Raw genomic sequence first — 24175 nt, 5'->3', positions numbered from 1 at the left:
AACCCGGCCCATTGTGGGCCTTCGCCTGCTCGCGATAGCGGTGTGTCAGGTGACAGCAATGTCACTGACAGATTGCATTCGCGCGCAGGCTCGCTCCCACAGGTAGTGCGTACGACTTAGACGCGGAAGGCGCTGATCAGCTGTTTAAGCTCTACCACTTGGGCTGACAGCGCCCGGCTGGCGTCTTCGGTCTGGTGCGCACCTTGCGCCGTGCGTTCGCCGGCGCGGTTGATCTCGACGATGTTCTGGTCAATGTCATGGGCCACCGCCGTTTGCTGTTCAACCGCTGCAGCGATCTGCTGATTCTGATCGACGATCATGCCCACCGCGCCGAGGATGTTCTCCAGCGCCTGCTGGACCTTTTCCGACTGGCCAACCGTGCCACTGGCCATCTGATGGCTGACGCCCATGGCTTTTACCGCCGCGCCGACGCCGCCGTGCAGTTTGGCGATCATCTGTTCGATTTCTTCGGTCGATTGCTGGGTGCGTTTGGCCAAGGTGCGCACTTCGTCTGCGACCACGGCGAAACCACGCCCCTGCTCGCCAGCGCGAGCCGCTTCGATCGCGGCATTAAGCGCCAGCAGGTTGGTTTGTTCGGCGATGCTCTTGATCACTTCCAGTACGCGGCTGATCGATTGGCTGTCACTGGCCAACTGGTTGATCACCAGCACCGACTGGTCGATTTCGCTGGCCAGCGCGGCAATGCTGCCCTGCTGCGACTCGACCAGGCCACGACCACTGATGGTCTCGTCATTCACGCTGTGGGCACTGCTCACCGCTGCCGCCGCACTGCGCGCCACTTCCAGCGAAGTGGCCGACATCTGGTTCATCGCCGTTGCCACTTGCTCGATCTGCGTGCGTTGCCCCGCTACCGCCTGATTGCTCTGTGCGGAGACATTCTCGACCTGCCCGGCCTGACGCTCGACCTCGGCGACGGTCTGACCTACGCGCTCGATCAAGTCGTGAATCTTCCTCACCGTGCCATTGAACACTTCGCCCAACTCCCCCAATTCATCGCGGCTGTTGGCCTTGAAGTTGACCGTCATGTCACCGGCCGCGACCTTATCCATCATCGCGCCCAAGCGTTTAAGCGTGGTGCGGGTCGAGGCGTAGAAGCCACCATAGAGGTAGAAAATCAGCACAAACACCACCGACAGCGCCACCGCCTGCAAGACCATGTGCGTGCGGTTCTGCGCCAGACGCTGCTGCAATTGGGTGTCGAGGAATTTCAACGTGGCTTCGTTGAGCTGGTAAGTCCGGTCGATCAGCGCGGTGACCTGATCGTAAAACGCCTGCCATGGCGCATCGAGCGTATCGGCCATCACCACCTGCTCTTCGAACAGCTCACTGGCCTGTTTGAGCGAGGCTTTGCTGCTATCAGCCACAGCGGCGAGGTTTTCCCGTGCGGCTTTGCTGGAGCCGAGGGCGTCCTGCAGTTTCAGAGCGTACTCGGCCTGGAGTTTTTCGATCTGCACCAACAGCTCATCGAAACGGGTACTCGAAGAACTGTTGAGAAAACCCTGGCCCAGTGAATACGAGCCCATCGCCCGGCCTTCGCCGAGGGTTTGCGTGACGCTCGGCGTGATCAGAGTGACCAGTTCGCTGAGCTGACGGATGTCGCTCTGGTTGTCGCGGCTCAGCCCGGCCTGACTGGTGATGATCTGGCTGAAAATCTGCGCACTGGCCAACAATTTACCGATCAAGGCGCTTTTGCTCTGCAGCGAGTTTTCCACTTGCTGCGCCTTGAACGCGGCGATCATCTCATCGCGCTTGCCTTCGAATACCTTGATCTGCTCGGGATCGTCGGTCATTGCGGCCAGCCCTTGCAGGCGCGCCAGAACCGCTTGTTCGAGCGTGGTGATCTGCGCCTCGACATTCCCGGCCTTGCCGGACTGGCCGAGGGTGACGTTGATCTGCACCAGGTTGTTGAGGGTTTCCAGATCCCGGCGCAGGGCCAGGCTGCTGCCCAACAGATCAAGGCTTTGCAGCTCGACCCGAGTACCCTGGAATTCACGATAGGAATCGCGCACCAGATAGAAATTGGTCACCAGCATCGGTACCAGGAACAGCACGCTGATCAGGCTGAACTTCATGCCGAAGCTCAGACGGTTCATCAGCGAGACGGCGGGATAGAGCAAGCTCTTCACTGGAAGTCTCCCTTGGTTTTTCTTGTTTTTATTGGCAGGCGCGGGGCGACAGCAGATAGCCACTATCGGGCGCCATCTCTGTATAGCTCAAATCGAAGGGAGGTTTTGTAACTTAAGGTTAACGAAAAAAGATCGCAGCCTGCGGCAGCTCCTACAGGAAATACACAATCCCTGTGTAGGAGCTGCCGCAGGCTGCGATCTTTTGATCTTTCTTTAAATCAGTGGATCAAAACTGTCCACAAGGCAAACCCGGCATACCACAGCACCGCCGCACGCAGCAGCAGTTCCCACAGGCAATCGAGGGTATTGATGCCGTCCGGCCCGACCACCGGAGGTGGAATCTCCCCCGCTGCCAGGCCGACACGGTTGATCAGTTGCGCAGCGCCGATGTTCCAGTTGAGCAATTCATGCAGCATCACCCGGCTGACCGCGACAAAGTTGCCGACCAGCGCCAGACTCGCGGCCAGCAAGCGTACAGGTAGCCAGTCAAAGGCATGCCGCATTTGCGCGGCACGCTCGACCAATGCCGGATTCTGGCCGTGCTCCTGCGCCAGCGCCAACAGGCGATACGCCAATGCTGCCACCGGGCCGAGCACGAAATACCAGAAGATCACCGCAAAAAAGCTCTGATAGGCCTGCCACAGCAGATGCCCCTGCACGCTTTCAAGCAATTGCTCGCCGCTGTCGGCGCAAATGTTCAAATCGCGCTTGGCGACATGCGCCGCCGCTTGCAGATCCTCACGGCGCCAGGCATCGCGAAACGGCCCGAGACCGCCAAGCAAGTCGCCGCGCCCCAGACTGTAAATCACCACCAGCAAATGCACCGGCAACGCCAGCAAGCCGTAGGCCACCGGCTCCAGTACCAGCAACAGCAGCGCCAGCAACGCCACCGGAAACAGCACCAGAATCGTCAGCACCAGCCAGGGCTGTTTGGCCAGCCGCGCGCTGGTTTCGAGCTTGTTCAGTTCGCGGATCCATCCGCCATCGCGTTGAACCCGATGACGCAGGGCCGAAAACTTCTCGATCCACAGCGCCAGCAGTAACACCAGAAAACTCATTGTCCTTCCTCTTGTGCCAGGGCTGCGCGGTAACGCGCCCAGTCGAATGCCGGGCCAGGATCGGTCTTACGCCCGGGTGCTATGTCGCTGTGCCCACAGATGCGGGCGCCGGTGATGGCCGGAAATGCGTTTTGCAACTGGCGGGTCAACGCCGTCAACGCCTGATACTGCGCGTCGGTGAACGGTAGATCATCCGTGCCTTCCAGCTCGATGCCCACGGAAAAATCGTTACAGGTTTCCCGTCCCTCGAAGACCGACACGCCGGCGTGCCACGCCCGCTCAAGACAGGAGACAAACTGGGTGACCTTGCCGTCACGTTCAATCAGAAAGTGCGCCGAGACGCGCAGGTCAGCGATCCCTGCAAAGTAGGGATGTTCGGTGACATCCAGACGATTCTGGAAAAATTCCTGCACCTTGCCCGTGGCGAACTGCGCCGGCGGCAGGCTGATGTTGTGGATGACCAACAGGGAAATTTCGCCCGCAGGGCGTTCATTGAAGTTGGGCGATGGGCAGACCTGCACCCCGTGACACCACCCGCTAGCGGGATCCAACTGCATACCGATTCCTTCAACGCCGACTGTGTTGGCGCCCAGTATGCCGTGACGGCCCCCGGCGCGCGATCACTTGCCGCGATTGAGTCGCCGCAGATTGCCGAGCACCGACTCCAGCGCGCGGTCGAACAGCAAGGTGTCGTCCAGCGCACGCACCGCGCCGCGCTCGAATTCCACGGCCAGCGCGATGCGGCTGCGCTCCAGCACCTTCATGCCGGTGCGATCGACAAATACATACTTGCCGGTGGCTTCGATGATAGCCGCCAGCTTGCAGCGCAGACTGTGTTCATCGTCTTCCTGAAACGCCACCCAACTGCCCAGGCGCAGTTGCTCGACCTGACGCAGACCGACGGCGTCGTGGGGCAAGCGTACCGATGTCATCGCCATATCGCCCTCATCGGCGGTATGCAGCACGATCTGCTGCGACACTTCGATCATTGGCGTGGCCTGATCCGCTTCGACGGAACGCTCCAGCACACGGACATGCAGGGCTTCCAGTTCACTGAAAAACTCGCTGGTGGCGAAGGGGTCAAACGCCGAACTGCTCAGACCATCACGCAGCGACTTGAGCAACCCCGGCACCAGTGCCAGCAAGCGCAGGCTGGATTCAGCGTCTGCATGACGCTGCACACTCCAGATCAATTGCTCCATGGTCTGTACATCAGCCTGCCATTCGGCTGACTGATCACCATGCTTGAGGCACGTCAGCAGCAATACTTTGCTCCAGGCGTCCTGTAAGAAGGTGACCACGGTCGGCGGCAGTGTTTTACCCAGCAGCGCTTGATTCAACGCGCGCTCGACACGGCGCCGGGCCAGCTCGGTTTTCGCTCGCCCTTCTTCAGCGTCACGCAGGCGCTGTTCAAGCAGTTCGCTGCGGCGGCGCTCGTCGCTGGTGAACGCGAGGAAATCGGCCAGCAACTCGGAGAAGATCGCCGGGTCGTCGACAAAATCGGTCAGCAGGCGCTGCACCACCTGCTCGATGCGCAGGTACAAATTGTCACGCGCCTCGCCGTCGCAATCGCCCCAGCCCATGGCCGCTGCGGCAATTTCGTTGAGCAGCCGCCGCGCCGGGTGGGTGCTACGGCTGAAGAAACTCTTGTCGAGCACCGCGACCTTGAGCATCGGGATCTGCAACCGGGCGATCAGGGCCTTGAGCGAATCCGGCACATTGCGGTCTTCAAGAATGCAGTCGAAGACCATGGCAATCAGGTTGATCACATCTTCGTCCGCATCGCCCACGATCCGCGATTTGCCGCTTCTGACGCTGACCCGGGTCAGTAACTGTTCGAGCTGATTGCGCAGATCGAAGTCGTCCTGCGCCGCCAGTGCCGGCACGTATTGTTGCAAGTGCGAAAGCAGGCGCAGCAGGTCGCGGGTGGAAATCGGTTGCGCCGCAACGCTGGGTTCCAGCGTCGGCGCGACACTTCCGCGCACCTGTGCGAGCAATTGTTGCAACGCGGCGAAGACCTCCTGCACGCCTTCGTCGACGGGCGGCGTGTCGTCACTGTCCTCGCTGTTCACATTGGCTATCGCACGATCAATCGCACGGCGCGCCGGGGCTGGCTGCAACTCGGGCAACACACCGGTGGCGAGCAGCAACTGATTGGCTTCGGCATAAAGCTGTTCGGTGTCGGCCAAGACATAACGCTCGAACAGTTTGAGCAGGATCAGCTTGACCTTGATCTCCACGCCCAGGTTACGCCCGGCTTGCAGGAAAAACTCGCAAAGCATCGCCGGGCCGAGCGGGTTGTGCTGATTGTCGAGGGTGTTGCCGAGCAGCGCGTTAAGCCGCGCGGTCAGTTGATCGAGCGCGAAGCCGTCACGCTTGAGTACGCGACCGACCATGGTCTCGACCGCCACGCTGCGCTCCATGTCATCGCTGCGCGGAGCCAGTTCGTCGTAAAACAGGGCATGCGGTAGCGTGTTGTGCGTGGGATCGTATTGGGTCAAGCCGATGAAGGCTTCGAGAAACTGCTCAAGAAAACCGCGCTCGATGTTTTTTCGCTTCAGACGCAAATCGCGCATGGCTTCGAAGAAGATGTTCTGCTCGACGTCATTGCGCGCCCGGTCGGCCATTTCAAACAGCGTGTCGTCGGCGTTATCAAACAGCTCCTGCAAACCGTGACGCAGTTGCTGGGCAGCCTTGTCGCGAACCTGAAGCAGAATGACAGGCAGGCGGGCGAGCGGCGAATGATTCGCCTGTTCGATAGTGCCCCTGTGCAAAGGCACTACTTTCCCGTCGTTGTGCATCCAAGCCTCCTGAAACGGTGATTCGTTCGGTCAAGCCGACCCGGCTCGCTTCCACAAGTTCAATCAGGACGTCAAAGCTATGACGTCAAATGCAAGGCGGATTATCTTTCATAACTTGCACCCGACGCCATAGCCGTCAGGGTTTCCCCTATGCCCTTTCAATGACCATGTCCCGGCGCGGTTTGCTCAAAGAAAATCGACCGGATGCAGGCAAGCGCGCGCGTTCTCGCCTTGGGTTGGCTCGTCCCATGGCCCTATAATCGAATCACTTTGTTTGTGGAGCCCGTTATGCCGAATCTACGTCTCGCCGATTTGACCGCCGAAATCGAAGCCAACGTGCGCCGTGCGTTGCTCGAAGACATCGGCAGCGGCGACATTACCGCGCAACTGATCCCGGCCGAACGTCTGGCCAAAGCCACCATCATCACTCGCGACGCGGCTGTCATCTGCGGCACCGCTTGGGTCGATGCGGTGTTTCGTCAGCTTGATCCGCGCGTAGCGGTGCACTGGCAAGTGATCGATGGCGAACGGGTCAAGCCCAATCAGCCGCTGTTTCATCTGGAAGGTCCGGCACGGTCGCTGTTGACGGGAGAACGCAGTGCGCTGAACTTCCTGCAACTGCTGTCCGGTGTGGCGACGCGCGCGCAGTACCTGGCGGATGTCGTCGGCGCCACTCAGGTCAAGTTGCTCGACACCCGAAAAACCCTGCCAGGCCTGCGCCTGGCGCAGAAATATGCGGTCACCTGCGGCGGCTGCCACAACCATCGCATCGGTCTGTACGATGCGTTCCTGATCAAGGAAAACCACATCGCTGCCAGCGGTGGCATTCCACAAGCCATTGCCGCCGCGCACAAGATCGCGCCGGGCAAACCGGTGGAAGTCGAAGTGGAAAGTCTGGATGAACTGAAGGAAGCACTGGCCGCCGGTGCCGACATCATCATGCTCGACGAGCTGAGCCTGAATGACATGCGCGAAGCCGTGCGCCTGAACGGCGGCAAGGCGAAGCTGGAAGCGAGCGGTGGCATCAACGAAAGTACGTTGCTGCCGATTGCCGAGACCGGGGTGGATTACATTTCGATTGGCGCGATGACCAAGGATGTCAAAGCGGTGGACCTGTCGATGCGCCTCAGCCTCTGAAGATTGCACGCAATAAAAAACGCCAGCCCGATTGAGGCTGGCGTTTTTATTTCAGACCACCAGATTGTTCATCTCGCAGTACTCGTCCCACTCGACACCCAGCACTTCGGCCGCCTCTTTGTGCAGCACGAGGCGCTGCGCCTCAAACTCCTCCGGCGTGCTCGTGTACTTGAGCGTCAGTTCCCATGGCTGCAAGCCCTGGGCTTCGGCTTCGTCTTCGAAGGCCCACTGGATCTGGTCTTTCTGATCATCAGGACTCAGGTCCTTGATCTCTTCTTTCAGGTCCGGTACGTCCAGAATGTACTTTTCCAGCGCTTGTTCGTGACGTTGCTCTTGAGTTAATTCGGTCATGGCGTTCTCGCTGATCTTAGGAATGGAGGATGGATCTGGATCATCAAGGATCTCTCTGACGCGGATTGTCCGGCCTTCGGAACCATTCGGGATCATCTGAAAACTGCTGGGCGATGCTCATGCAGGCACCGAATATAGGACGTTTGCATGACGAATTACACGGCTCTTTACATCTCTCCCACAAAAAGCTGACCTGCGGAACATAAATCCGCATGGCGAAAAGTGAGAGTGATGAAGAAGGTGGTGCCCGAGACAGGAATCGAACCTGCGACCTTCGCGTTACGAGTGCGCTGCTCTACCGGCTGAGCTACACGGGCAGTGGGCTAAACCTAGCACCGGTTTTCACAAAAGCAAAGATCGCCGCCTGCGGCAGCTGCTACATGATCGGGTTATCACCGCGCTTTTGCAGGAGCTGCCGCAGACTGCGATCTTCTGATGTTTGCGGAAGACAAAAAAATGCCCCGCCGTTTTCACGGCGGGGCATTTCATTGCGCTAAAGCCTGGGGGTGATTAAACGCCCGAAGCCTTGGCCGCTGCCACGTCTTTGATGGACAGCTTGATACGGCCGCGGTTGTCCACGTCCAGTACCAGCACTTCCACTTCCTGGCCTTCTTTCAGGATGTCGGTCACTTTCTCTACGCGAGCGTCGCTCAGCATCGAGATGTGCACCAGACCGTCCTTGCCTGGCAGGATGTTGACGAATGCGCCGAAGTCGACGATGCGCTCAACCTTGCCCACGTAGATCTTGCCGATCTCGGCTTCAGCGGTGATACCCAGAACGCGCTGACGAGCAGCTTCTGCAGCTTCCTTGGTTTCGCCGAAGATCTTGATCGAACCGTCGTCTTCGATGTCGATCGAAGCCTTGGTTTCTTCGCAGATCGCACGGATGGTCGCGCCACCTTTACCGATAACGTCACGGATCTTGTCGGTGTCGATCTTCATCGCGATCATGGTCGGAGCGTTGGCCGACAGCTCGGTACGCGACTGGCCGATGATCTGGTTCATCTGGCCGAGGATGTTCAGGCGCGCTTCCAGGGCTTGGCCCAGAGCGATTTCCATGATCTCTTCGGTGATGCCCTTGATCTTGATGTCCATCTGCAGCGCGGTCACACCTTTGGCGGTACCGGCTACTTTGAAGTCCATGTCGCCCAGGTGGTCTTCGTCACCGAGGATGTCGGTCAGGACTGCGAATTTCTCGCCTTCCTTAACCAGACCCATGGCGATACCGGCAACTGGCGCCTTCATCGGCACACCAGCGTCCATCAGGGCCAGGGAAGCGCCGCAAACGGAAGCCATCGAGCTCGAACCGTTGGATTCGGTAATTTCCGAAACCACGCGGATGGTGTACGGGAATACGTCGGCGGCTGGCAGCATGGCCGAAACCGAACGACGAGCCAGACGGCCGTGACCGATTTCACGACGACCAGCGCCACCCATGCGACCACACTCGCCCACCGAGAACGGAGGGAAGTTGTAGTGCAGCATGAACGGGTCTTTTTTCTCGCCTTCCAGGGTGTCCAGCAACTGTGCGTCACGGGCAGTACCCAAAGTCGCGACTACCAGAGCCTGGGTTTCACCACGGGTGAACAGTGCCGAACCGTGAGTCTTCGGCAGAACGCCGACTTCGATGTTCAGCGGACGTACGGTCTTGGTGTCGCGACCGTCGATACGTGGCTTGCCGTTTACGATGTTTTCGCGAACGGTGCGGTATTCGATTTCGCCGAAAGCGGCTTTGACTTCGCTGGAGGAAGGCTGGCCTTCTTCACCGGACAGCTTGGCAACCACCTGATCTTTCAACTCGCCCAGGCGAGCGTAACGATCGGCCTTAACGGTGATGGTGTAAGCCTGGGAGATCGCCTCGCCGAACTCGGCACGGATAGCGCCCAGCAGTTCGGTGGCTTCTGGAGCCGGAGCCCAGGTCCAGGTTGGCTTGGCAGCTTCGGCAGCCAGTTCTTTAACCGCGTTGATCACCACCTGGAATTCGTCGTGAGCAAACAGTACCGCGCCCAGCATCTGGTCTTCGGTCAGCTCTTTGGCTTCCGATTCAACCATCAGTACGGCGTCGGAAGTACCGGCAACGACCATGTCCAGGCTCGAAGCCGCTTGCTGCTCGTAAGTCGGGTTCAGCAGGTAGCCAGTGCTTTCGTGGAAAGCTACGCGAGCGGCACCGATCGGGCCGTCGAACGGAATGCCCGAGATAGCCAGGGCAGCCGAGGTACCGATCATCGCAGCGATGTCCGGATCGGTCTTTTTGCTGGTGGAAACGACGGTGCAGACAACCTGCACTTCGTTCATGAAGCCTTCTGGGAACAGCGGACGGATCGGACGGTCGATCAGTCGGGAAGTCAGGGTTTCTTTCTCGGAAGGACGGCCTTCACGCTTGAAGAAACCGCCAGGGATCTTACCGGCAGCGTAAGTCTTTTCCTGGTAGTGAACGGACAGAGGGAAGAAGCCCTTGCCTGGATCGGCTTGTTTTGCACCGACTACAGTCACCAATACGCTGACGTCGTCGTCAACGGTGACCAATACTGCGCCGGAGGCCTGACGGGCGATACGGCCAGTCTCGAGGGTAACGGTCGATTGACCGAACTGGAATTTTTTGATTACCGGGTTCACGGTGTCCTACCTTCTTTGTGGCTCTTGGGGGAACTGGTTTCTTGCGAATTCTTGGGCAATGTCGGGAATCGGCCCAACCCTTGTCCGGGGTAAAACGTGTATCCAGATAAAACTTGAGGCTGGGAGCCTGCAAGCCGCCGGCGGTAAACCGCAGACGTCCGACAGACAACCAACCTCATAGCGCAATCGCTGATTAGCGACGCAGACCCAGGCGACCGATCAGAGTCTGATAACGACCCAGATCCTTGCCTTTCAGGTAGTCCAGCAGCTTGCGACGCTGGTTTACCATGCGGATCAGACCACGACGGGAGTGGTGATCTTTACCGTTGGCCTTGAAGTGACCTTGCAGCTTGTTGATGTTGTGGGTCAGCAGTGCAACTTGCACTTCTGGCGAACCAGTGTCACCAACAGCTTGCTGGTAGTCAGCAACGATTTGAGCTTTTTCTTGAACGTCGAGAGCCATGAGGCAATCCTTTTATCAGGAAGCTGTTTCAAGGAAACAACTTCAACAGGCCAGGGACAAATCCCTGTATCTATAAATGAGTAGTGACCGTGCCTGTTAACAGCCACCCTCGCCAGCCTGCTTTGACACAGACCGGTTTCGGTCATTCCGACCGAATCAGTCGACGTGGCGCAATGCGCCCGTCTTCGCTCACTTCACCGATACCGATGAAGCGACCATTGTGATCCTGTACCCGCACCATGCCGAACTTCGGAGCATCCGGGGCACGCACCGGCTGGCCGTTGAGCCAATAGAACGCGCTCGCTTCCGAGAAGTGCAGCAGCGGCCAATCCTGCAGGCCGCTGTCCGATGGCATCAGGAAGCGATCAACCGCTTCGTTGCCGCCTTCGGCATGTACCGCTTCCAGCTCTTCGAGGGTCACGGTCTGCGCCAGGGTGAAAGGCCCGGCCTGGGTACGGCGCAATTCAGCGACGTACGCACCACAACCGAGTTGCTCACCGATATCCTCCACCAGGGTGCGAATATAGGTGCCTTTGCTGCAGTCCACCGCAAGTCGCGCAGTATCGCCTTCGAAGGCCAGTAATTCCAAGCGCGCAATAGTAACAGAACGCGGTTCGCGCTCCACTACTTCGCCTGCACGCGCCAACTTGTACAGCGGCTGGCCATCACGCTTGAGTGCCGAGTACATCGGCGGTATCTGACTGATTTGCCCGCGAAATTTCGGCAATGCTGCTTCGACATCGGCGCGACCAACGGTCACCGGGCGCTCCTGCAAAACCTCACCCTCGGCATCCGCCGTGGTGGTGGTCTTGCCCAGCTGCGCCAGGGTTTCATACGCCTTGTCGGAATCGAGCAGGTACTGCGAGAACTTGGTTGCCTCACCAAAGCACAACGGCAAGACACCGGTGGCCAATGGATCGAGGCTGCCGGTGTGACCGGCCTTCTCGGCATTGAGCAGCCAGCGAACCTTCTGCAACGCGGCGTTGGAGGTGAACCCCAACGGCTTGTCGAGCAAGATGATACCGCTGACGTTACGACGGATACGTTTGACCTGAGCCACCGAATTACTCCTTGGTGTCTTCAGGTTCAGCAGCGACCGGATGCTGATTGTCTTCAGCCACGGCACGCTCGATCAGGGCCGACAGGTGCGCACCACGGACAACGGATTCGTCGTAGTGGAAGTGCAATTGCGGCACGCTGCGCAGTTTCATTTCACGGGCCAGTTGCATGCGCAGGAAACCTGCGGCGGCATTCAGCACCTTGATGCTTTGAGCGATATCTTCGGCGTTGTCCTGGCCCATCACGGTGATGAAGATCTTCGCGTGACCGACGTCACGGCTGACTTCTACTGCGGTAATGGTGACCAGGCCGACGCGCGGGTCTTTGACTTCGCGACGGATCAGTTGAGCCAGCTCGCGCTGCATCTGATCGCCGATACGCTGGGTACGGCTGTATTCTTTTGCCATGATTTTGTTACCTGTTACTGCCCCGCGGCGAAACCCGCAAGGTCTGAAAGCGGCAAACGCCCGGCCTGACAAAAGCCAGACCGGGCGTTGCGTTTAGAGTCCGGGTGATGCGCCACACTGTTGAGTGCGGCCGACCATCACGGCTCCTGAAGTGCGCGAGTTAGAGGCTGCGAGCAACCTGAACCTTCTCGAAGACTTCGATCTTGTCGCCGACTTTGACGTCGTTGTAGCTCTTCACGCCGATACCGCATTCCATGCCGGCACGTACTTCGGAAGCGTCATCCTTGAAGCGGCGCAGGGATTCCAGCTCGCCTTCGAAGATAACGATGTCTTCACGCAGTACACGGATCGGACGGTTACGGTGCACAACACCTTCGATCACCATGCAGCCAGCGATCGCGCCAAACTTCGGCGAACGGAACACGTCGCGCACTTCGGCCACACCCAGGATGTTCTCGCGAACATCACTGCCGAGCATGCCGGTCAGGGCTTTCTTGACGTCTTCGATGATGTCGTAGATCACGTTGTAGTAACGCATGTCCAGACCTTCCTGCTCGACGATCTTCCGTGCGCCAGCATCGGCACGCACGTTGAAGCCGAACAGTACAGCGTTGGAAGCCAGTGCCAGGTTAGCGTCGGATTCAGTGATACCACCGACACCGCCGCCGACTACGCGCACTTGTACTTCGTCGTTGCCCAGGCCATTCAAGGCACCGTTCAACGCTTCCAGCGAACCACGGACGTCGGATTTGAGGACGATGTTGAGCGTCTTCTTCTCGGCCTGACCCATGTTTTCGAAGATGTTTTCCAGCTTGCCAGCATGCGCGCGAGCCAGTTTGACTTCGCGGAACTTGCCTTGACGGAACAGAGCCACTTCACGGGCTTTCTTCTCGTCGGCAACCACGCTCATCTCGTCGCCAGCGTCCGGGGTACCGTCCAGGCCGAGGATCTCGACAGGGATGGAAGGACCGGCTTCCTTGATTGGCTTGCCGTTCTCGTCGAGCATGGCACGCACACGGCCATAGTTCGAACCGACCAGGACCATGTCGCCTTGGCGCAGGGTACCGTCTTGAACCAGAACGGTTGCAACCGGGCCACGACCTTTGTCGAGACGCGATTCAACCACAACGCCACGGCCAGGAGCCGATGGTGTTGCTTTCAGCTCGAGAACTTCAGCTTGCAGCAGAACGGCTTCAAGCAGCTCGTCCACGCCAGTACCGACTTTCGCCGACACCGGTACGAACGGCGTATCACCGCCCCACTCTTCGGAAGTCACGCCGTGAACCGACAGTTCGCTACGGATGCGATCGAGATCAGCGCCCGGCTTGTCGATTTTGTTCACTGCTACAACCAGTGGAACGCCAGCCGCTACTGCGTGCTGAACAGCTTCAATGGTCTGCGGCATCACGCCGTCGTCCGCTGCAACCACCAGGATCACGATGTCGGTCGCCTTGGCACCACGAGCACGCATTGCGGTAAACGCGGCGTGACCCGGGGTATCGAGGAAGGTGACCATGCCGCGTTCGGTTTCAACGTGGTATGCACCGATGTGCTGGGTGATACCACCGGCTTCGCCAGCAGCTACCTTGGCACGACGGATGTAGTCGAGCAGGGACGTTTTACCGTGGTCAACGTGGCCCATTACGGTCACGACTGGCGCACGGGAGAACGACTCACCTTCAAACTTCAGGGACTCGGCCAGGGAATCTTCCAGGGCGGTGTCGCTGACCAGGGTCACTTTGTGGCCCAGTTCTTCAGCCACAAGCTGAGCAGTTTCCTGATCAAGCACCTGGTTGATGGTCGCTGGAGTACCCAGTTTGAACATGAACTTGATGATTTCAGCAGCCTTGACCGACATCTGATTGGCGAGATCGCCAACAGTGATGGTCTCGCCGATCTGCACATCACGCACGACAGGGCCGGTTGGGCTCTGGAAACCGTGGGCGTTGCGCTTCTTCAGCTTGGCCTTGCCGCGACCACCGCGACGGAAGCCATCGCTTTCTTCGTCGGTAGTGCGTGGCGCCACACGTGGAGCCGGCGCTTTTTCTTTGACCGATGCGCGATGCGGAGCGTTTTTGCGCTCGCCATCACCACCACCGCTGCGACGATTGTTGTCGTCGGCACGCGGCTTGTCAGGACGGCGCTGTTCGTTCTGCTTGTTGCGAACATCAGCAGACGGAGCTGGAGCCGCGGCAACCACCGGCGCGCTTTCGCGAACTGGTTCGGCAGCTGCAGCCGGCGCCGCAACGGCGTCGCTGGTAGCGGTCTGCGCAGCAGCAGGCTGGCGGCGCGCTTCTTCTTCGGCACGCTGCTTGGCTTCTTCTTCAGCCTTCTGACGAGCAGCATTTTCTACTGCGCGACGCTCATCCAGTTCACGCTTGCGTTCGGCTTCGATTTCTTCCGGGCTACGCTGTACGAAAACTTTCTTTTTGCGAACTTCTACGCTGATGCTTTTGCTACCAGCCACACGCAGGGTGCTGGTGGTTTTACGCTGCAGCGTGATCTTGCGTGGTTCTTCCACTTTCGCCTTGTGGCTGCTTTTCAAGTGAGTCAGCAGGGACTGCTTCTCACTGTCAGTCACATTTTCTTCGGCGGCGGTGTGCGGCAGACCTGCCTCACGCATCTGCTGCAACAGGCGCTCTACCGGTGTTTTGACCTCATCGGCCAGTTGTTTCACCGTGACTTGCGTCATGCACTTCTCTCCTCAGGCCGCGCCTAATTACTCGAACCAGTGGGCTCGGGCGGCCATGATCAACTTGCCGGCACGATCATCGTCAATGCCGTCGATGTCGAGCAGGTCGTCAATAGACTGCTCGGCCAGGTCTTCGCGGGTAATTACGCCGCGCACCGCCAGTTCCATCGCCAAATCCTTGTCCATACCCTCAAGCGAGAGCAGGTCTTCGGCCGGATGGGCGTCTGCCAGCTTTTCCTCAGTAGCGATGGCTTTGGTCAACAAACGATCCTTGGCACGAGCGCGAAGCTCGTTGACGGTATCTTCGTCAAAGCCGTCGATGTTGAGCATTTCTTCCAACGGTACGTAGGCAATCTCTTCCAGGCTGGTGAAGCCTTCATCTACCAGCACCTGTGCCAGATCTTCGTCGACTTCCAGCTCGTCGATGAAGTTGCGCAGGATGTCGCCGGTTTCTGCTTGTTGCTTAGCCTGGATGTCCGATTCGGTCATCACGTTCAGGGTCCAGCCGGTCAACTGGCTGGCCAGACGCACGTTCTGACCACCGCGACCGATGGCCTGAGCCAGATTGTCTGCGCCAACGGCGATGTCCATTGCGTGGGCATCTTCGTCAACGATAATTGCCGCAACCTCAGCCGGGGACATGGCGTTGATCACGAACTGAGCCGGGTTGTCATCCCAGAGGACGATATCAACACGCTCACCGCCCAACTCACCCGACACTGCCTGGACGCGCGAACCGCGCATACCGATGCAAGCGCCCTGCGGGTCGATGCGTTTGTCCTTGGAGCGGACGGCGATCTTGGCGCGCGAACCCGGATCACGGGACGCTGCCATGACTTCGATCAGGCCTTCGGCAATTTCCGGCACTTCGATGCGGAACAGCTCGATCAGCATTTCCGGCGCGGTACGCGACAGGATCAGCTGCGGGCCGCGGTTCTCGGTGCGGATTTCCTTGAGCAGCGCACGCAGACGCACGCCGACACGGAAAGTTTCGCGAGAAATGATGTCTTCACGGGCCAACAACGCTTCAGCGTTGTTACCCAGATCGACAATCACGTTGTCGCGGGTGACTTTTTTCACGGTGCCGGAGATGATTTCTCCCAGGCGCTCGCGGTAAGCATCGACCACTTGAGCGCGCTCGGCTTCGCGAACTTTCTGCACGATGACTTGCTTTGCAGTCTGTGCAGCGATGCGGCCGAACTCAATGGATTCGATCTTTTCTTCAACGACGTCGCCAACCTTGGCACCAGGATGCGTTTCGGCAACCTTGGTTGGCCAGGTTTCGATGGCCGGATCGTCGAGATCATTCTCTTCGACGACCGTCCAGCGACGGAAAGTTTCGTAAGAACCGGTGTGGCGGTTAATTTCCACACGCAGGTCAACTTCGTCTTCAAAACGCTTTTTGGTAGCAGTGGCCAGAGCCAGCTCCAGCGCTTCAAAAATTACGCTTGCCGGTACGCCCTTTTCATTGGATACCGACTCAACAACCAGCAGTACTTCTTTGCTCATCGTACGCCTCGCCTTTCGCAAGCCATTGGATCCGCGGGATCCGCGTCTCAGTCAAAACTGGGAATAATGTTGGCCTTGTCGATCATATCGATCGGCAACAGGAACTCATGGTCATCTACCTGCACCACGACATCCTGTTCTTCTACACCGCGCAGAAGGCCCTGAAAGTTGCGTCGACCTTCAAAAGGCGAGCGCAGCTTGATCTTCACTTGATCACCGGCAAATTTTGCAAACTGCTCAAGAGTGAACAGTGGGCGCTCCATGCCAGGCGAGGAAACTTCGAGGGTGTATTCAACGGAGATAGGATCTTCAACATCCAGTACACCGCTGATCTGACGGCTGACAATGGCGCAATCGTCCACCAGCACGCCGCCCTCTTTATCGATATAAACGCGCAACATCGAGTGACGACCCTGAGCCGAAAACTCGATACCCCAGCATTCATAGCCCAGGGCCACGACCACCGGGGCCAGCAAGGCCTGCAACTCTTCTAGCTTGCTCGACACCTGAACCCCCTAGTGCATGATATGTGCATGCTTTGCAAAATAAAAAAATGGGCTAAACGCCCATCCTTGAAACGCCGTCGAACAGCGGCGTTGAAAGTGTCCAGCTAACAAAAAGCCCCTTAAAAGGGGCTCCTTAAACTGGTTGCGGGGGCCGGATTTGAACCGACGACCTTCGGGTTATGAGCCCGACGAGCTACCAGACTGCTCCACCCCGCGACAAAGCTGGGGCGGAAGTATACGACCGATCCCTTATAGGGTCAATGTAACCTTCCACCTGCAAGAAAGCCCGCAACAGCGGGCTCTCCTGACTAATTGGTACCGAGAAGGGGACTCGAACCCCTACACCCTATGGGCACAACCACCTCAAGGTTGCGTGTCTACCAATTCCACCACCTCGGCAAAACTACGTTTGAAACCCTTCTTACTTCTGCTCTTGAGCTGGAGGTACGTCAGTCGCTGGAGTAGCCGACTTTTGCTCTTGAAGCACCGGGACATCATCAGAAGCCGGTTGTTGTTGCTTAGGTACTTCCAACACTGCTGGATTTGGGAGACCTGCCTGAGTCAGCTGATGAGCCTTCTCTTTAGCAAAGTAACCTAACCCCAAGCTGGTTATGAAGAAACCGGCGGCAAGTATAGCAGTAAACTTACTAAGAAAGGTAGAGGAACCTTGGCTTCCGAACACAGTATTTGAAGCACCTGCTCCGAAAGACGCGCCAGCGTCCGCACCCTTACCCTGCTGCAGCAAAACCAGAGCAACTACGCCCAATGCACCCAGCAGATGAAAAACGACTACGACTGTTTCCAGCATTTTTTCAGTTTCCCGCGGCGCGACAGATCGCACCGAACTCATCTGCATTCAGGGAAGCTCCACCAATGAGCCCCCCATCGATATCCGGCATGCCGAACAGTTCGACCGCATTGGCCGCCTTCACGCTGCCGCCGTATAGAAGCCGCACACCTCGTGCGACTTCAGAATTCTCTGCCGCCAACTGCTCGCGAATGGCTTTATGCACATCCTGAGCCTGTTGCGGCGTTGCAGTCAGTCCGGTACCAATGGCCCAGACAGGCTCGTAAGCAATGACTGCCTTGGCAAAGGCACCTACACCCAGCTCCTCGATGATGCTGCCCAGCTGACGCCCGACAACCTCAAGAGTTTTTCCGGCTTCGCGCTGTTCGAGAGTCTCCCCTACGCACAACACCGGAATCAAGCCACATGCCTGTGCCGCTGCGAACTTGCGATTCAGCATACCGTCTCGCTCGCCCATTATCTGGCGGCGTTCGGAGTGACCGACAAGTACCAGGGAACAACCTGCATCCACTAACTGACTCGGAGCAATTTCACCGGTCAATGCACCTTGCATGGATTCCACCGCAGAATTCTGCGCGCCGACCGAAATCGACTTTCCTTTCAAGCCATCAATCACTTGATTGATATACAAGCAAGGCGGGAATACCGCGACATCAACACCGCTTGGCAAGGCCAGATGACGAAGGCCGTTGATCAGCTCAGCGACGCTGGCGCGGGTACCGTGCATCTTCCAGTTACCAGCTACCATAGGGCGACGCATGCTGTACCTCGTCGGTCAAAGTGGGCGCAGATGTTACCCAACACAATCATGGCTTGCAAGCCGTATCAGGCAGAAACTTCAGTTACCAGTTTTGCCAACTCTTCGGCGTAGTTGCGAACCTGGGTTTCATCCTCGCCTTCGACCATTACCCGCACCAGAGGCTCTGTCCCGGACTTGCGCAAAAGCACGCGACCGCGCCCCGCCATTGCCTGAGTTACACGTGCACTGGCTTCCTTGACAGCCGGGTGCTCCAGCGGACTCTCGCCACCACCGAAACGCACATTGATCAGCACCTGAGGACACTTGCGCAAAGCCTGACGTGTTTGCGCCAGCCCTTCATTACGGGTCTTCAGTGCCATCAGCACTTGCAAAGCCGCGATGATCGCATCACCGGTGGTTGTGTGATTGAAGCAAACGATATGCCCCGAATTCTCGCCACCGACCAGCCAATTGCGCTCAAGCAACTCGGCGATCACGTAGCGGTCACCGACATTGGCGCGAATGAATGGAATCGAAAGATCCGCCAGCGCGAGTTCCAGCCCCAGATTACTCATCAGGGTACCGACGACGCCGCCCTGCAATTTGCCCCGCTCGTGCAGATCACGGGCGATGATGAACAACAATTCGTCGCCATCAACGATGGCACCAGTGTGATCGACCATCAAAACCCGATCGCCGTCGCCATCAAAAGCGATACCCAGATCGGCATGCTCTGCAAGCACCGCCGCCTGCAACTGCCCCATATGGGTCGAGCCGCAATTCTCGTTGATGTTCAGACCGTTAGGCTGGGCCGACAGTACGACGACTTCTGCACCCAGCTCCCGGAAGACACTCGGAGCCACTTTGTAGGTCGCACCATGCGCACAGTCGATGACGATTTTGAGGCCGGAAAAACTGGTGCCGGTTGGCACACTGCTCTTGCAGAACTCAATGTAGCGACCTGACGCATCGTTGATTCGCGACACTTTGCCGATCTTGCTCGATTCGACCACGGTCATCGGGGTGTCGAGCAACTCTTCGATCATCAACTCCAGCTCATCCGGAAGCTTTGTGCCCTTTCCGGAGAAAAATTTGATGCCGTTATCGTCATGCGGGTTGTGCGAAGCACTGATCACGATACCGGCCTCAGCCTGGAACGTGCGCGACAGATAAGCGATGGCCGGCGTCGGCATAGGACCCAGCAGCATCACATCGGCTCCCGCCGATGTCAGACCAGCCTCAAGTGCCGATTCGAACATATAACCGGAAATCCGCGTGTCCTTGCCGACCAGCACCTTGCAGGCGCCCATCTTGCGAAAGGCCATGCCGGCCGCCCAGCCGAGCTTGAGCATGAAGTCAGGAGTAATCGGGTATTCACCGACTCGACCACGAATGCCGTCAGTACCAAAGTATTTTTTGCTCATAAGTGCTCCATCATTCTTATTCGGCTGATTCCACGGCCGCGATCATCCGCACCACGTCTACCGTTTCTGCAACATCATGGACGCGCAATATGCGCGCACCTTTTACCGACGCCAGCGCCGCCAGCGCCAGGCCGCCATGCAGTCGCTCGCCGACAGGACGATTCAAGGCCTGCCCGATCATGCTCTTTCGAGAAACACCGACAAGCAGAGGCCTGCCCAACGCATGCAGGGCTTCCATGTGCTTGAACAAGCTTAGATTGTGCTGCAGGGTTTTGGCGAAACCGAAACCCGGATCGAGAATGATCCGCTCGGCAGGAATACCTGCCGCCGCACATTGCGCCATACGCTCAGCGAGAAACTCGCCGACTTCGCGCGTGACATCCTGATACTGCGGATTGTCCTGCATGTCACCGGGCTCGCCGAGCATATGCATGAGACACACCGGCAAACCGGTAGCCGCCGCTGCATCCAGTGCACCATCGCGCTGCAGCGAGCGCACGTCGTTGATCAACCCGGCACCCAAACGCGCAGTTTCGCGCATGACAGCAGGTGTAGACGTATCCACCGAGATGATCACATCAAGCTCGCGATTGATCAGCTCGACGATCGGCGCGACGCGCTCGAGCTCTTCAAGCGGAGACACTGCTCGCGCGCCAGGACGCGTGGATTCGCCACCGACATCAATCAGCGTCGCACCGGCTGCAACCATGGCTTCGGCGTGACGCAAGGCCGCATCCAGCTGACTGTATTGGCCGCCGTCGGAGAAAGAATCAGGGGTGACATTGAGAATGCCCATGACATGCGTCTGGGCCAAATCAAGAACCCGGTTGCCGCAAGGCAACCGGGTCAGGGACTGTACAGAAGTCATTTCAAACCTTAAACGTCAGCAGCCGGACCGCCAATCGGTGTTTCCGGACGCTCGTCCCGAACCACTGGTGGTGGCGGAGTACCGGTACCACCCGACCAGTCGCGAGGCTCGCGAGGTGTACGACCTGCCATGATGTCGTCGATCTGTTCAGCATCGATCGTTTCATACTTCATGAGGGCATCAGCCATGGCGTCGAGCTTGTCACGGTTATCCGTGAGGATCTGTTTGGCCGTGCCGTAGCACTGATCAATAATGCTGCGCACCTCGGAGTCGATCAGCTTGGCTGTCTCACCGGAGAAGCTGGCAGCCTGGCCACCACCGCCACGACCGAGGAATACTTCACCCTCTTCTTCGGCGTACATCAACGGACCGAGTTTTTCCGACAGACCCCACTTGGTGACCATGTTCCGCGCAATCTGACTGGCACGCATGATGTCGTTGGAGGCGCCGGTGGTCACACCGTCGAAGCCCAAGGTCATTTCTTCAGCGATACGACCGCCGTACAGCGAACAGATCTGACTGATCAGTGCGCGCTTGGACAGGCTGTAGCGATCTTCTTCCGGCAGGAACATGGTCACACCCAGCGCACGACCGCGCGGGATGATCGATACCTTGTACACCGGATCATGCTCAGGCACGACGCGACCAACGATGGCGTGGCCCGCTTCGTGATAAGCGGTGTTCTGCTTTTCTTTCTCGGACATGACCATCGATTTGCGCTCGGCGCCCATCATGATCTTGTCTTTGGCCAATTCGAACTCTTTCATCTCGACGATGCGCTTGCCGCTACGTGCAGCGAACAGCGACGCTTCGTTGACCAGGTTGGCCAGGTCAGCACCGGAGAAGCCCGGAGTGCCACGCGCGATGACGGCCGGAGCGACGTCGTCACCCATTGGCACCTTGCGCATGTGAACCTTGAGAATCTGCTCGCGACCACGGATATCCGGCAGACCAACCACAACCTGACGGTCGAAACGGCCCGGACGCAGCAGCGCAGGGTCGAGTACGTCAGGACGGTTGGTCGCAGCGATAACAATGATGCCATCGTTCATTTCGAAGCCGTCCATCTCAACCAGCAACTGGTTGAGAGTCTGCTCGCGCTCGTCGTGACCGCCACCCATGCCGGCACCACGATGGCGACCGACGGCGTCGATTTCGTCAATGAAGATAATGCATGGGGCGTGCTTCTTGGCCTGTTCGAACATGTCACGAACGCGGCTGGCACCGACACCGACGAACATCTCGACGAAGTCAGAACCGGAAATGGTGAAGAACGGAACCTTGGCTTCGCCGGCAATCGCCTTGGCCAGCAAGGTTTTACCGGTACCCGGAGGGCCGACCATCAGCACGCCACGAGGAATGCGACCACCCAGACGCTGGAACTTGCCCGGATCACGCAGGAACTCAACGAGCTCGCCGACTTCTTCCTTGGCTTCGTCGCAACCGGCAACGTCAGCCAAAGTGGTTTTCACCTGATCTTCGGAGAGCAGGCGTGCCTTGCTCTTGCCGAAGCTCATCGGTCCGCCCTTGCCGCCGGCGCCGCCCTGCATCTGGCGCATGAAGAACATGAACACCGCGATGATTACAAGGATCGGGAAGCTGGCTACCAGCAACTGGGTCCAGATGCTTTGCTGCTCAGGCTGCTTGCCTTCAACCACAACGTGGTTGTCGACCAGATCGCCGATCAGGCCATTGTCCTGGATTGCCGGACGAATGGTCTTGAAGCTGTCGCCATCGTTGCGCTTGCCGGTAATTACATAACCATCAACGGCTACGCGCTCGACCTTGCCATCCTTGACCTGCTGGATGAAGTCGGAATAGTTGAGGGTCTGCGGCTCGTTAGGGCTGGAGAAGTTGTTCATCACCGTCACCAGGACAGCCGCGATGATCAACCACAGGATCAGATTCTTTGCCATATCGTTCAATTAACTACCCTCTGAAGCAAGCTCCGCTACTGGCGCGCGCTTCGCATGATATTCACCGGCCTAACTTACTACATTACCTACGACTCTGGCAGGCGCCGTCTGTAACCCTTTGTGAAACACTTTCTACACAATATTCGCTTATGCACGCGGGGCGAAATACGAAAAACCTATCACCCCACCAAAAAACCTCGTTTTACTCGCTACGGCCGCGGTAACCCCAAGCCAACATGTATTGCTCGCGGGAACTGCCACGAGAGGAGTCTGGCTTGATCATCTGGATCTTGTCGAATTTCCGACGAGCATCCTTCAGGTAAACATCAAACCCTTCACCCTGGAAAATCTTGATCACGAAATTACCACCCGGCTTGAGTATCCGTTCCGCCAGATCAAGCGCCAACTCGCAAAGGAACATGGCTTTGGGCATATCCACTTCAGGCGTACCACTCATATTGGGGGCCATATCGGAAATCACAAGGTCCACCTGCGAATTACCCACGGCTTCAAGAATCCGCCCGAGCACTTCGTCCTCGGTGAAGTCGCCCTGAATGAAGGTCACGTCCGGAATGCTGTCCATTTCCAGGATGTCCGAAGCGATCAAACGCCCCTGACCACCGATCAGCCGGCTAGTGACCTGCGACCAGCCACCGGGGGCCGCGCCAAGGTCGACAACGCTCATGCCGGGACGGATCAGCTTGTATTTCTCCTGGATCTCCAGAAGCTTGTAACTCGCACGCGAGCGGTAACCATCCTTCTGTGCTTGCTTCACATAAGGATCATTGACATGTCTTTTCAGCCAGCCAAGGCTTGTCTTGGAACGCGCCATTGGGCACCTCGATGATTAGGGTCGTGATTAATTGGGCGGATCCACGAGCCCTCGGGTAAAATGGCCGCCATTTTACAGAATCCAGACGAAAGGGTCAGATTATGCCGCTCACTCCAGAGCAGAAGAAACAGTACAAATCCATTGGCCACCACCTGAAACCCGTTTTGACGGTGGCTGACAACGGTTTGACTGAGGGTGTTTTAGCCGAACTTGAACGCGCCCTGGCGGATCACGAGCTGATCAAGATCAAGCTCAACATCCTCGATCGCGAATCGCGCCTGGCGCACATCGCAGAGCTGTGCAAGGTTGGCAAAGCGGACCTGGTGCAGGTCATCGGCAAGATGGCACTGATTTACCGCAAGAACTTCAGCGTCAACAAGCAGCTGTCGAACGTTCATCGCTTCAAGTGATGAAAAGGGTCAAGGGTGTGCCTGGCGCACCCTGCCACTCCATCCCGGCACAGGCTGCATCACCAGCACCAGCCCGGAAAACCCCAGCACCAGATAACTGAATACCTGCCAGCGCTGCGCATCCGGCCAGCCGACACGCACTGCGACAAACATTGCACACGCGTACATCGCCATCAACAGAACCTGCCCGCGAAAATCTCGCCATAGACTGGCAAGGCCCTCGGCCTGTACCAGCACCAAAGCCTGAAAAATAACGCATGCGGCAGAAAACCCCACCACCAGCACTTCAAACGCGCTGGCCACTTCATCGATCAGCAACGGCGCCAGGCCAATCTGGCCCAGCGCCGGCTGCAAACCGAGATGAATCAGCCATAGACCGCCGACCCAAAGCATCTGAGTCAGCTGCCAAAGCATGGCGCCCGCATGCAGCGG

21 protein-coding genes and 3 tRNA genes are annotated in these 24175 nt (G+C 58.0%); 2 read left to right on the top strand and 22 right to left on the bottom strand.

What is annotated here, in order from left to right; all coding sequences use genetic code 11:
- Nucleotides 1-116: 116 nt before the first annotated feature.
- From P3G59_RS04065 to P3G59_RS04050, 4 genes are all read right to left on the bottom strand, one after another.
- Nucleotides 117-2147 (bottom strand): methyl-accepting chemotaxis protein, encoded by a 2031-nt coding sequence (locus P3G59_RS04065; protein ID WP_277760547.1) that lies wholly within the window; start codon nucleotides 2145-2147, stop codon nucleotides 117-119.
- 218 nt (nucleotides 2148-2365) lie between these two features.
- Complete coding sequence (gene ampE, locus P3G59_RS04060) at nucleotides 2366-3205, bottom strand: regulatory signaling modulator protein AmpE (protein WP_277760546.1); 840 nt, start codon at nucleotides 3203-3205, stop codon at nucleotides 2366-2368.
- Nucleotides 3202-3762, bottom strand: a complete 561-nt coding sequence (gene ampD / locus P3G59_RS04055; protein ID WP_277760545.1) for a 1,6-anhydro-N-acetylmuramyl-L-alanine amidase AmpD — start codon at nucleotides 3760-3762, stop codon at nucleotides 3202-3204. Before ampD ends, ampE begins: the two co-directional genes overlap by 4 nt.
- 63 nt (nucleotides 3763-3825) lie before the next feature.
- Nucleotides 3826-6006 carry a DUF1631 domain-containing protein gene (locus P3G59_RS04050; RefSeq protein WP_277760544.1) on the bottom strand — a complete coding sequence of 727 codons (2181 nt, stop codon included), beginning with the start codon at nucleotides 6004-6006 and terminating at the stop codon, nucleotides 3826-3828.
- Nucleotides 6007-6294: 288 nt separating this feature from the next.
- Here P3G59_RS04050 and nadC point away from each other — a divergent pair, with 288 nt between their 5' ends.
- Entirely contained in the window at nucleotides 6295-7143 is an 849-nt protein-coding gene (gene nadC / locus P3G59_RS04045; protein ID WP_277760543.1) for a carboxylating nicotinate-nucleotide diphosphorylase, read from the top strand.
- Between the two features lie 51 nt (nucleotides 7144-7194).
- On the opposite strand, the gene P3G59_RS04040 is transcribed toward nadC, so the two are convergent.
- From P3G59_RS04040 to rlmE, 17 genes are all read right to left on the bottom strand, one after another.
- Nucleotides 7195-7494 carry a DUF6388 family protein gene (locus P3G59_RS04040; protein WP_034154593.1) on the bottom strand — a complete coding sequence of 100 codons (300 nt, stop codon included), beginning with the start codon at nucleotides 7492-7494 and terminating at the stop codon, nucleotides 7195-7197.
- 241 nt (nucleotides 7495-7735) lie between these two features.
- Nucleotides 7736-7811, bottom strand: a tRNA-Thr gene (locus P3G59_RS04035).
- 193 nt (nucleotides 7812-8004) lie between these two features.
- On the bottom strand, nucleotides 8005-10110 hold the full coding sequence (pnp, locus tag P3G59_RS04030; RefSeq protein WP_007915263.1) for a polyribonucleotide nucleotidyltransferase: 2106 nt from the start codon (nucleotides 10108-10110) through the stop codon (nucleotides 8005-8007).
- 193 nt (nucleotides 10111-10303) lie between these two features.
- Nucleotides 10304-10573, bottom strand: a complete 270-nt coding sequence (rpsO, locus tag P3G59_RS04025; protein ID WP_003177875.1) for a 30S ribosomal protein S15 — start codon at nucleotides 10571-10573, stop codon at nucleotides 10304-10306.
- A 142-nt stretch (nucleotides 10574-10715) separates the two neighbouring features.
- A complete protein-coding gene (truB, locus tag P3G59_RS04020) occupies nucleotides 10716-11633 on the bottom strand; it encodes a tRNA pseudouridine(55) synthase TruB (protein ID WP_008088346.1) in 918 nt (305 codons plus the stop codon).
- A 4-nt stretch (nucleotides 11634-11637) separates the two neighbouring features.
- The gene (rbfA, locus tag P3G59_RS04015) at nucleotides 11638-12039 is read right to left on the bottom strand and encodes a 30S ribosome-binding factor RbfA (protein ID WP_007915259.1); all 402 of its coding nucleotides are present in this window, start codon (nucleotides 12037-12039) and stop codon (nucleotides 11638-11640) included.
- A gap of 160 nt (nucleotides 12040-12199) precedes the next feature.
- Nucleotides 12200-14731, bottom strand: coding sequence for a translation initiation factor IF-2 (gene infB, locus P3G59_RS04010; RefSeq protein WP_007915253.1), 2532 nt, complete (start codon nucleotides 14729-14731; stop codon nucleotides 12200-12202).
- A gap of 27 nt (nucleotides 14732-14758) precedes the next feature.
- Nucleotides 14759-16240: a transcription termination factor NusA gene (nusA, locus tag P3G59_RS04005; protein ID WP_007915252.1), complete on the bottom strand. Its 1482-nt coding sequence runs from the start codon at nucleotides 16238-16240 to the stop codon at nucleotides 14759-14761.
- Between the two features lie 47 nt (nucleotides 16241-16287).
- A complete protein-coding gene (gene rimP, locus P3G59_RS04000; protein ID WP_277760542.1) occupies nucleotides 16288-16746 on the bottom strand; it encodes a ribosome maturation factor RimP in 459 nt (152 codons plus the stop codon).
- 139 nt (nucleotides 16747-16885) lie between these two features.
- A tRNA-Met gene (locus tag P3G59_RS03995) sits at nucleotides 16886-16962 on the bottom strand.
- A 97-nt stretch (nucleotides 16963-17059) separates the two neighbouring features.
- Nucleotides 17060-17145, bottom strand: a tRNA-Leu gene (locus tag P3G59_RS03990).
- A gap of 22 nt (nucleotides 17146-17167) precedes the next feature.
- Nucleotides 17168-17554, bottom strand: coding sequence for a preprotein translocase subunit SecG (gene secG / locus P3G59_RS03985; RefSeq protein ID WP_016986497.1), 387 nt, complete (start codon nucleotides 17552-17554; stop codon nucleotides 17168-17170).
- A 4-nt stretch (nucleotides 17555-17558) separates the two neighbouring features.
- Nucleotides 17559-18314, bottom strand: coding sequence for a triose-phosphate isomerase (gene tpiA / locus P3G59_RS03980; protein WP_103303202.1), 756 nt, complete (start codon nucleotides 18312-18314; stop codon nucleotides 17559-17561).
- 65 nt (nucleotides 18315-18379) lie between these two features.
- A complete protein-coding gene (gene glmM, locus P3G59_RS03975) occupies nucleotides 18380-19717 on the bottom strand; it encodes a phosphoglucosamine mutase (protein WP_064119464.1) in 1338 nt (445 codons plus the stop codon).
- Between the two features lie 16 nt (nucleotides 19718-19733).
- Entirely contained in the window at nucleotides 19734-20585 is an 852-nt protein-coding gene (folP, locus tag P3G59_RS03970) for a dihydropteroate synthase (RefSeq protein WP_277760541.1), read from the bottom strand.
- Nucleotides 20586-20593: 8 nt separating this feature from the next.
- Nucleotides 20594-22501 (bottom strand): ATP-dependent zinc metalloprotease FtsH, encoded by a 1908-nt coding sequence (ftsH, locus tag P3G59_RS03965; RefSeq protein WP_016986501.1) that lies wholly within the window; start codon nucleotides 22499-22501, stop codon nucleotides 20594-20596.
- 202 nt (nucleotides 22502-22703) lie between these two features.
- Entirely contained in the window at nucleotides 22704-23333 is a 630-nt protein-coding gene (gene rlmE, locus P3G59_RS03960; protein ID WP_277760540.1) for a 23S rRNA (uridine(2552)-2'-O)-methyltransferase RlmE, read from the bottom strand.
- Between the two features lie 101 nt (nucleotides 23334-23434).
- Between rlmE and P3G59_RS03955 the strand changes: the two genes are divergently transcribed.
- On the top strand, nucleotides 23435-23743 hold the full coding sequence (locus P3G59_RS03955; RefSeq protein ID WP_007915235.1) for a YhbY family RNA-binding protein: 309 nt from the start codon (nucleotides 23435-23437) through the stop codon (nucleotides 23741-23743).
- Between the two features lie 9 nt (nucleotides 23744-23752).
- Here P3G59_RS03955 and P3G59_RS03950 read toward each other — a convergent pair whose 3' ends face one another.
- On the bottom strand, nucleotides 23753-24157 hold the full coding sequence (locus P3G59_RS03950; RefSeq protein ID WP_007915233.1) for a hypothetical protein: 405 nt from the start codon (nucleotides 24155-24157) through the stop codon (nucleotides 23753-23755).
- Between the last annotated feature and the right edge of the window lie 18 nt (nucleotides 24158-24175).

Source organism: Pseudomonas sp. A34-9 (genome assembly GCF_029543085.1).
GTDB lineage: Bacteria > Pseudomonadota > Gammaproteobacteria > Pseudomonadales > Pseudomonadaceae > Aquipseudomonas.
Note: the sequence above shows the minus strand (reverse complement) of the source record. Positions and strands in the feature narration are given on the sequence as shown.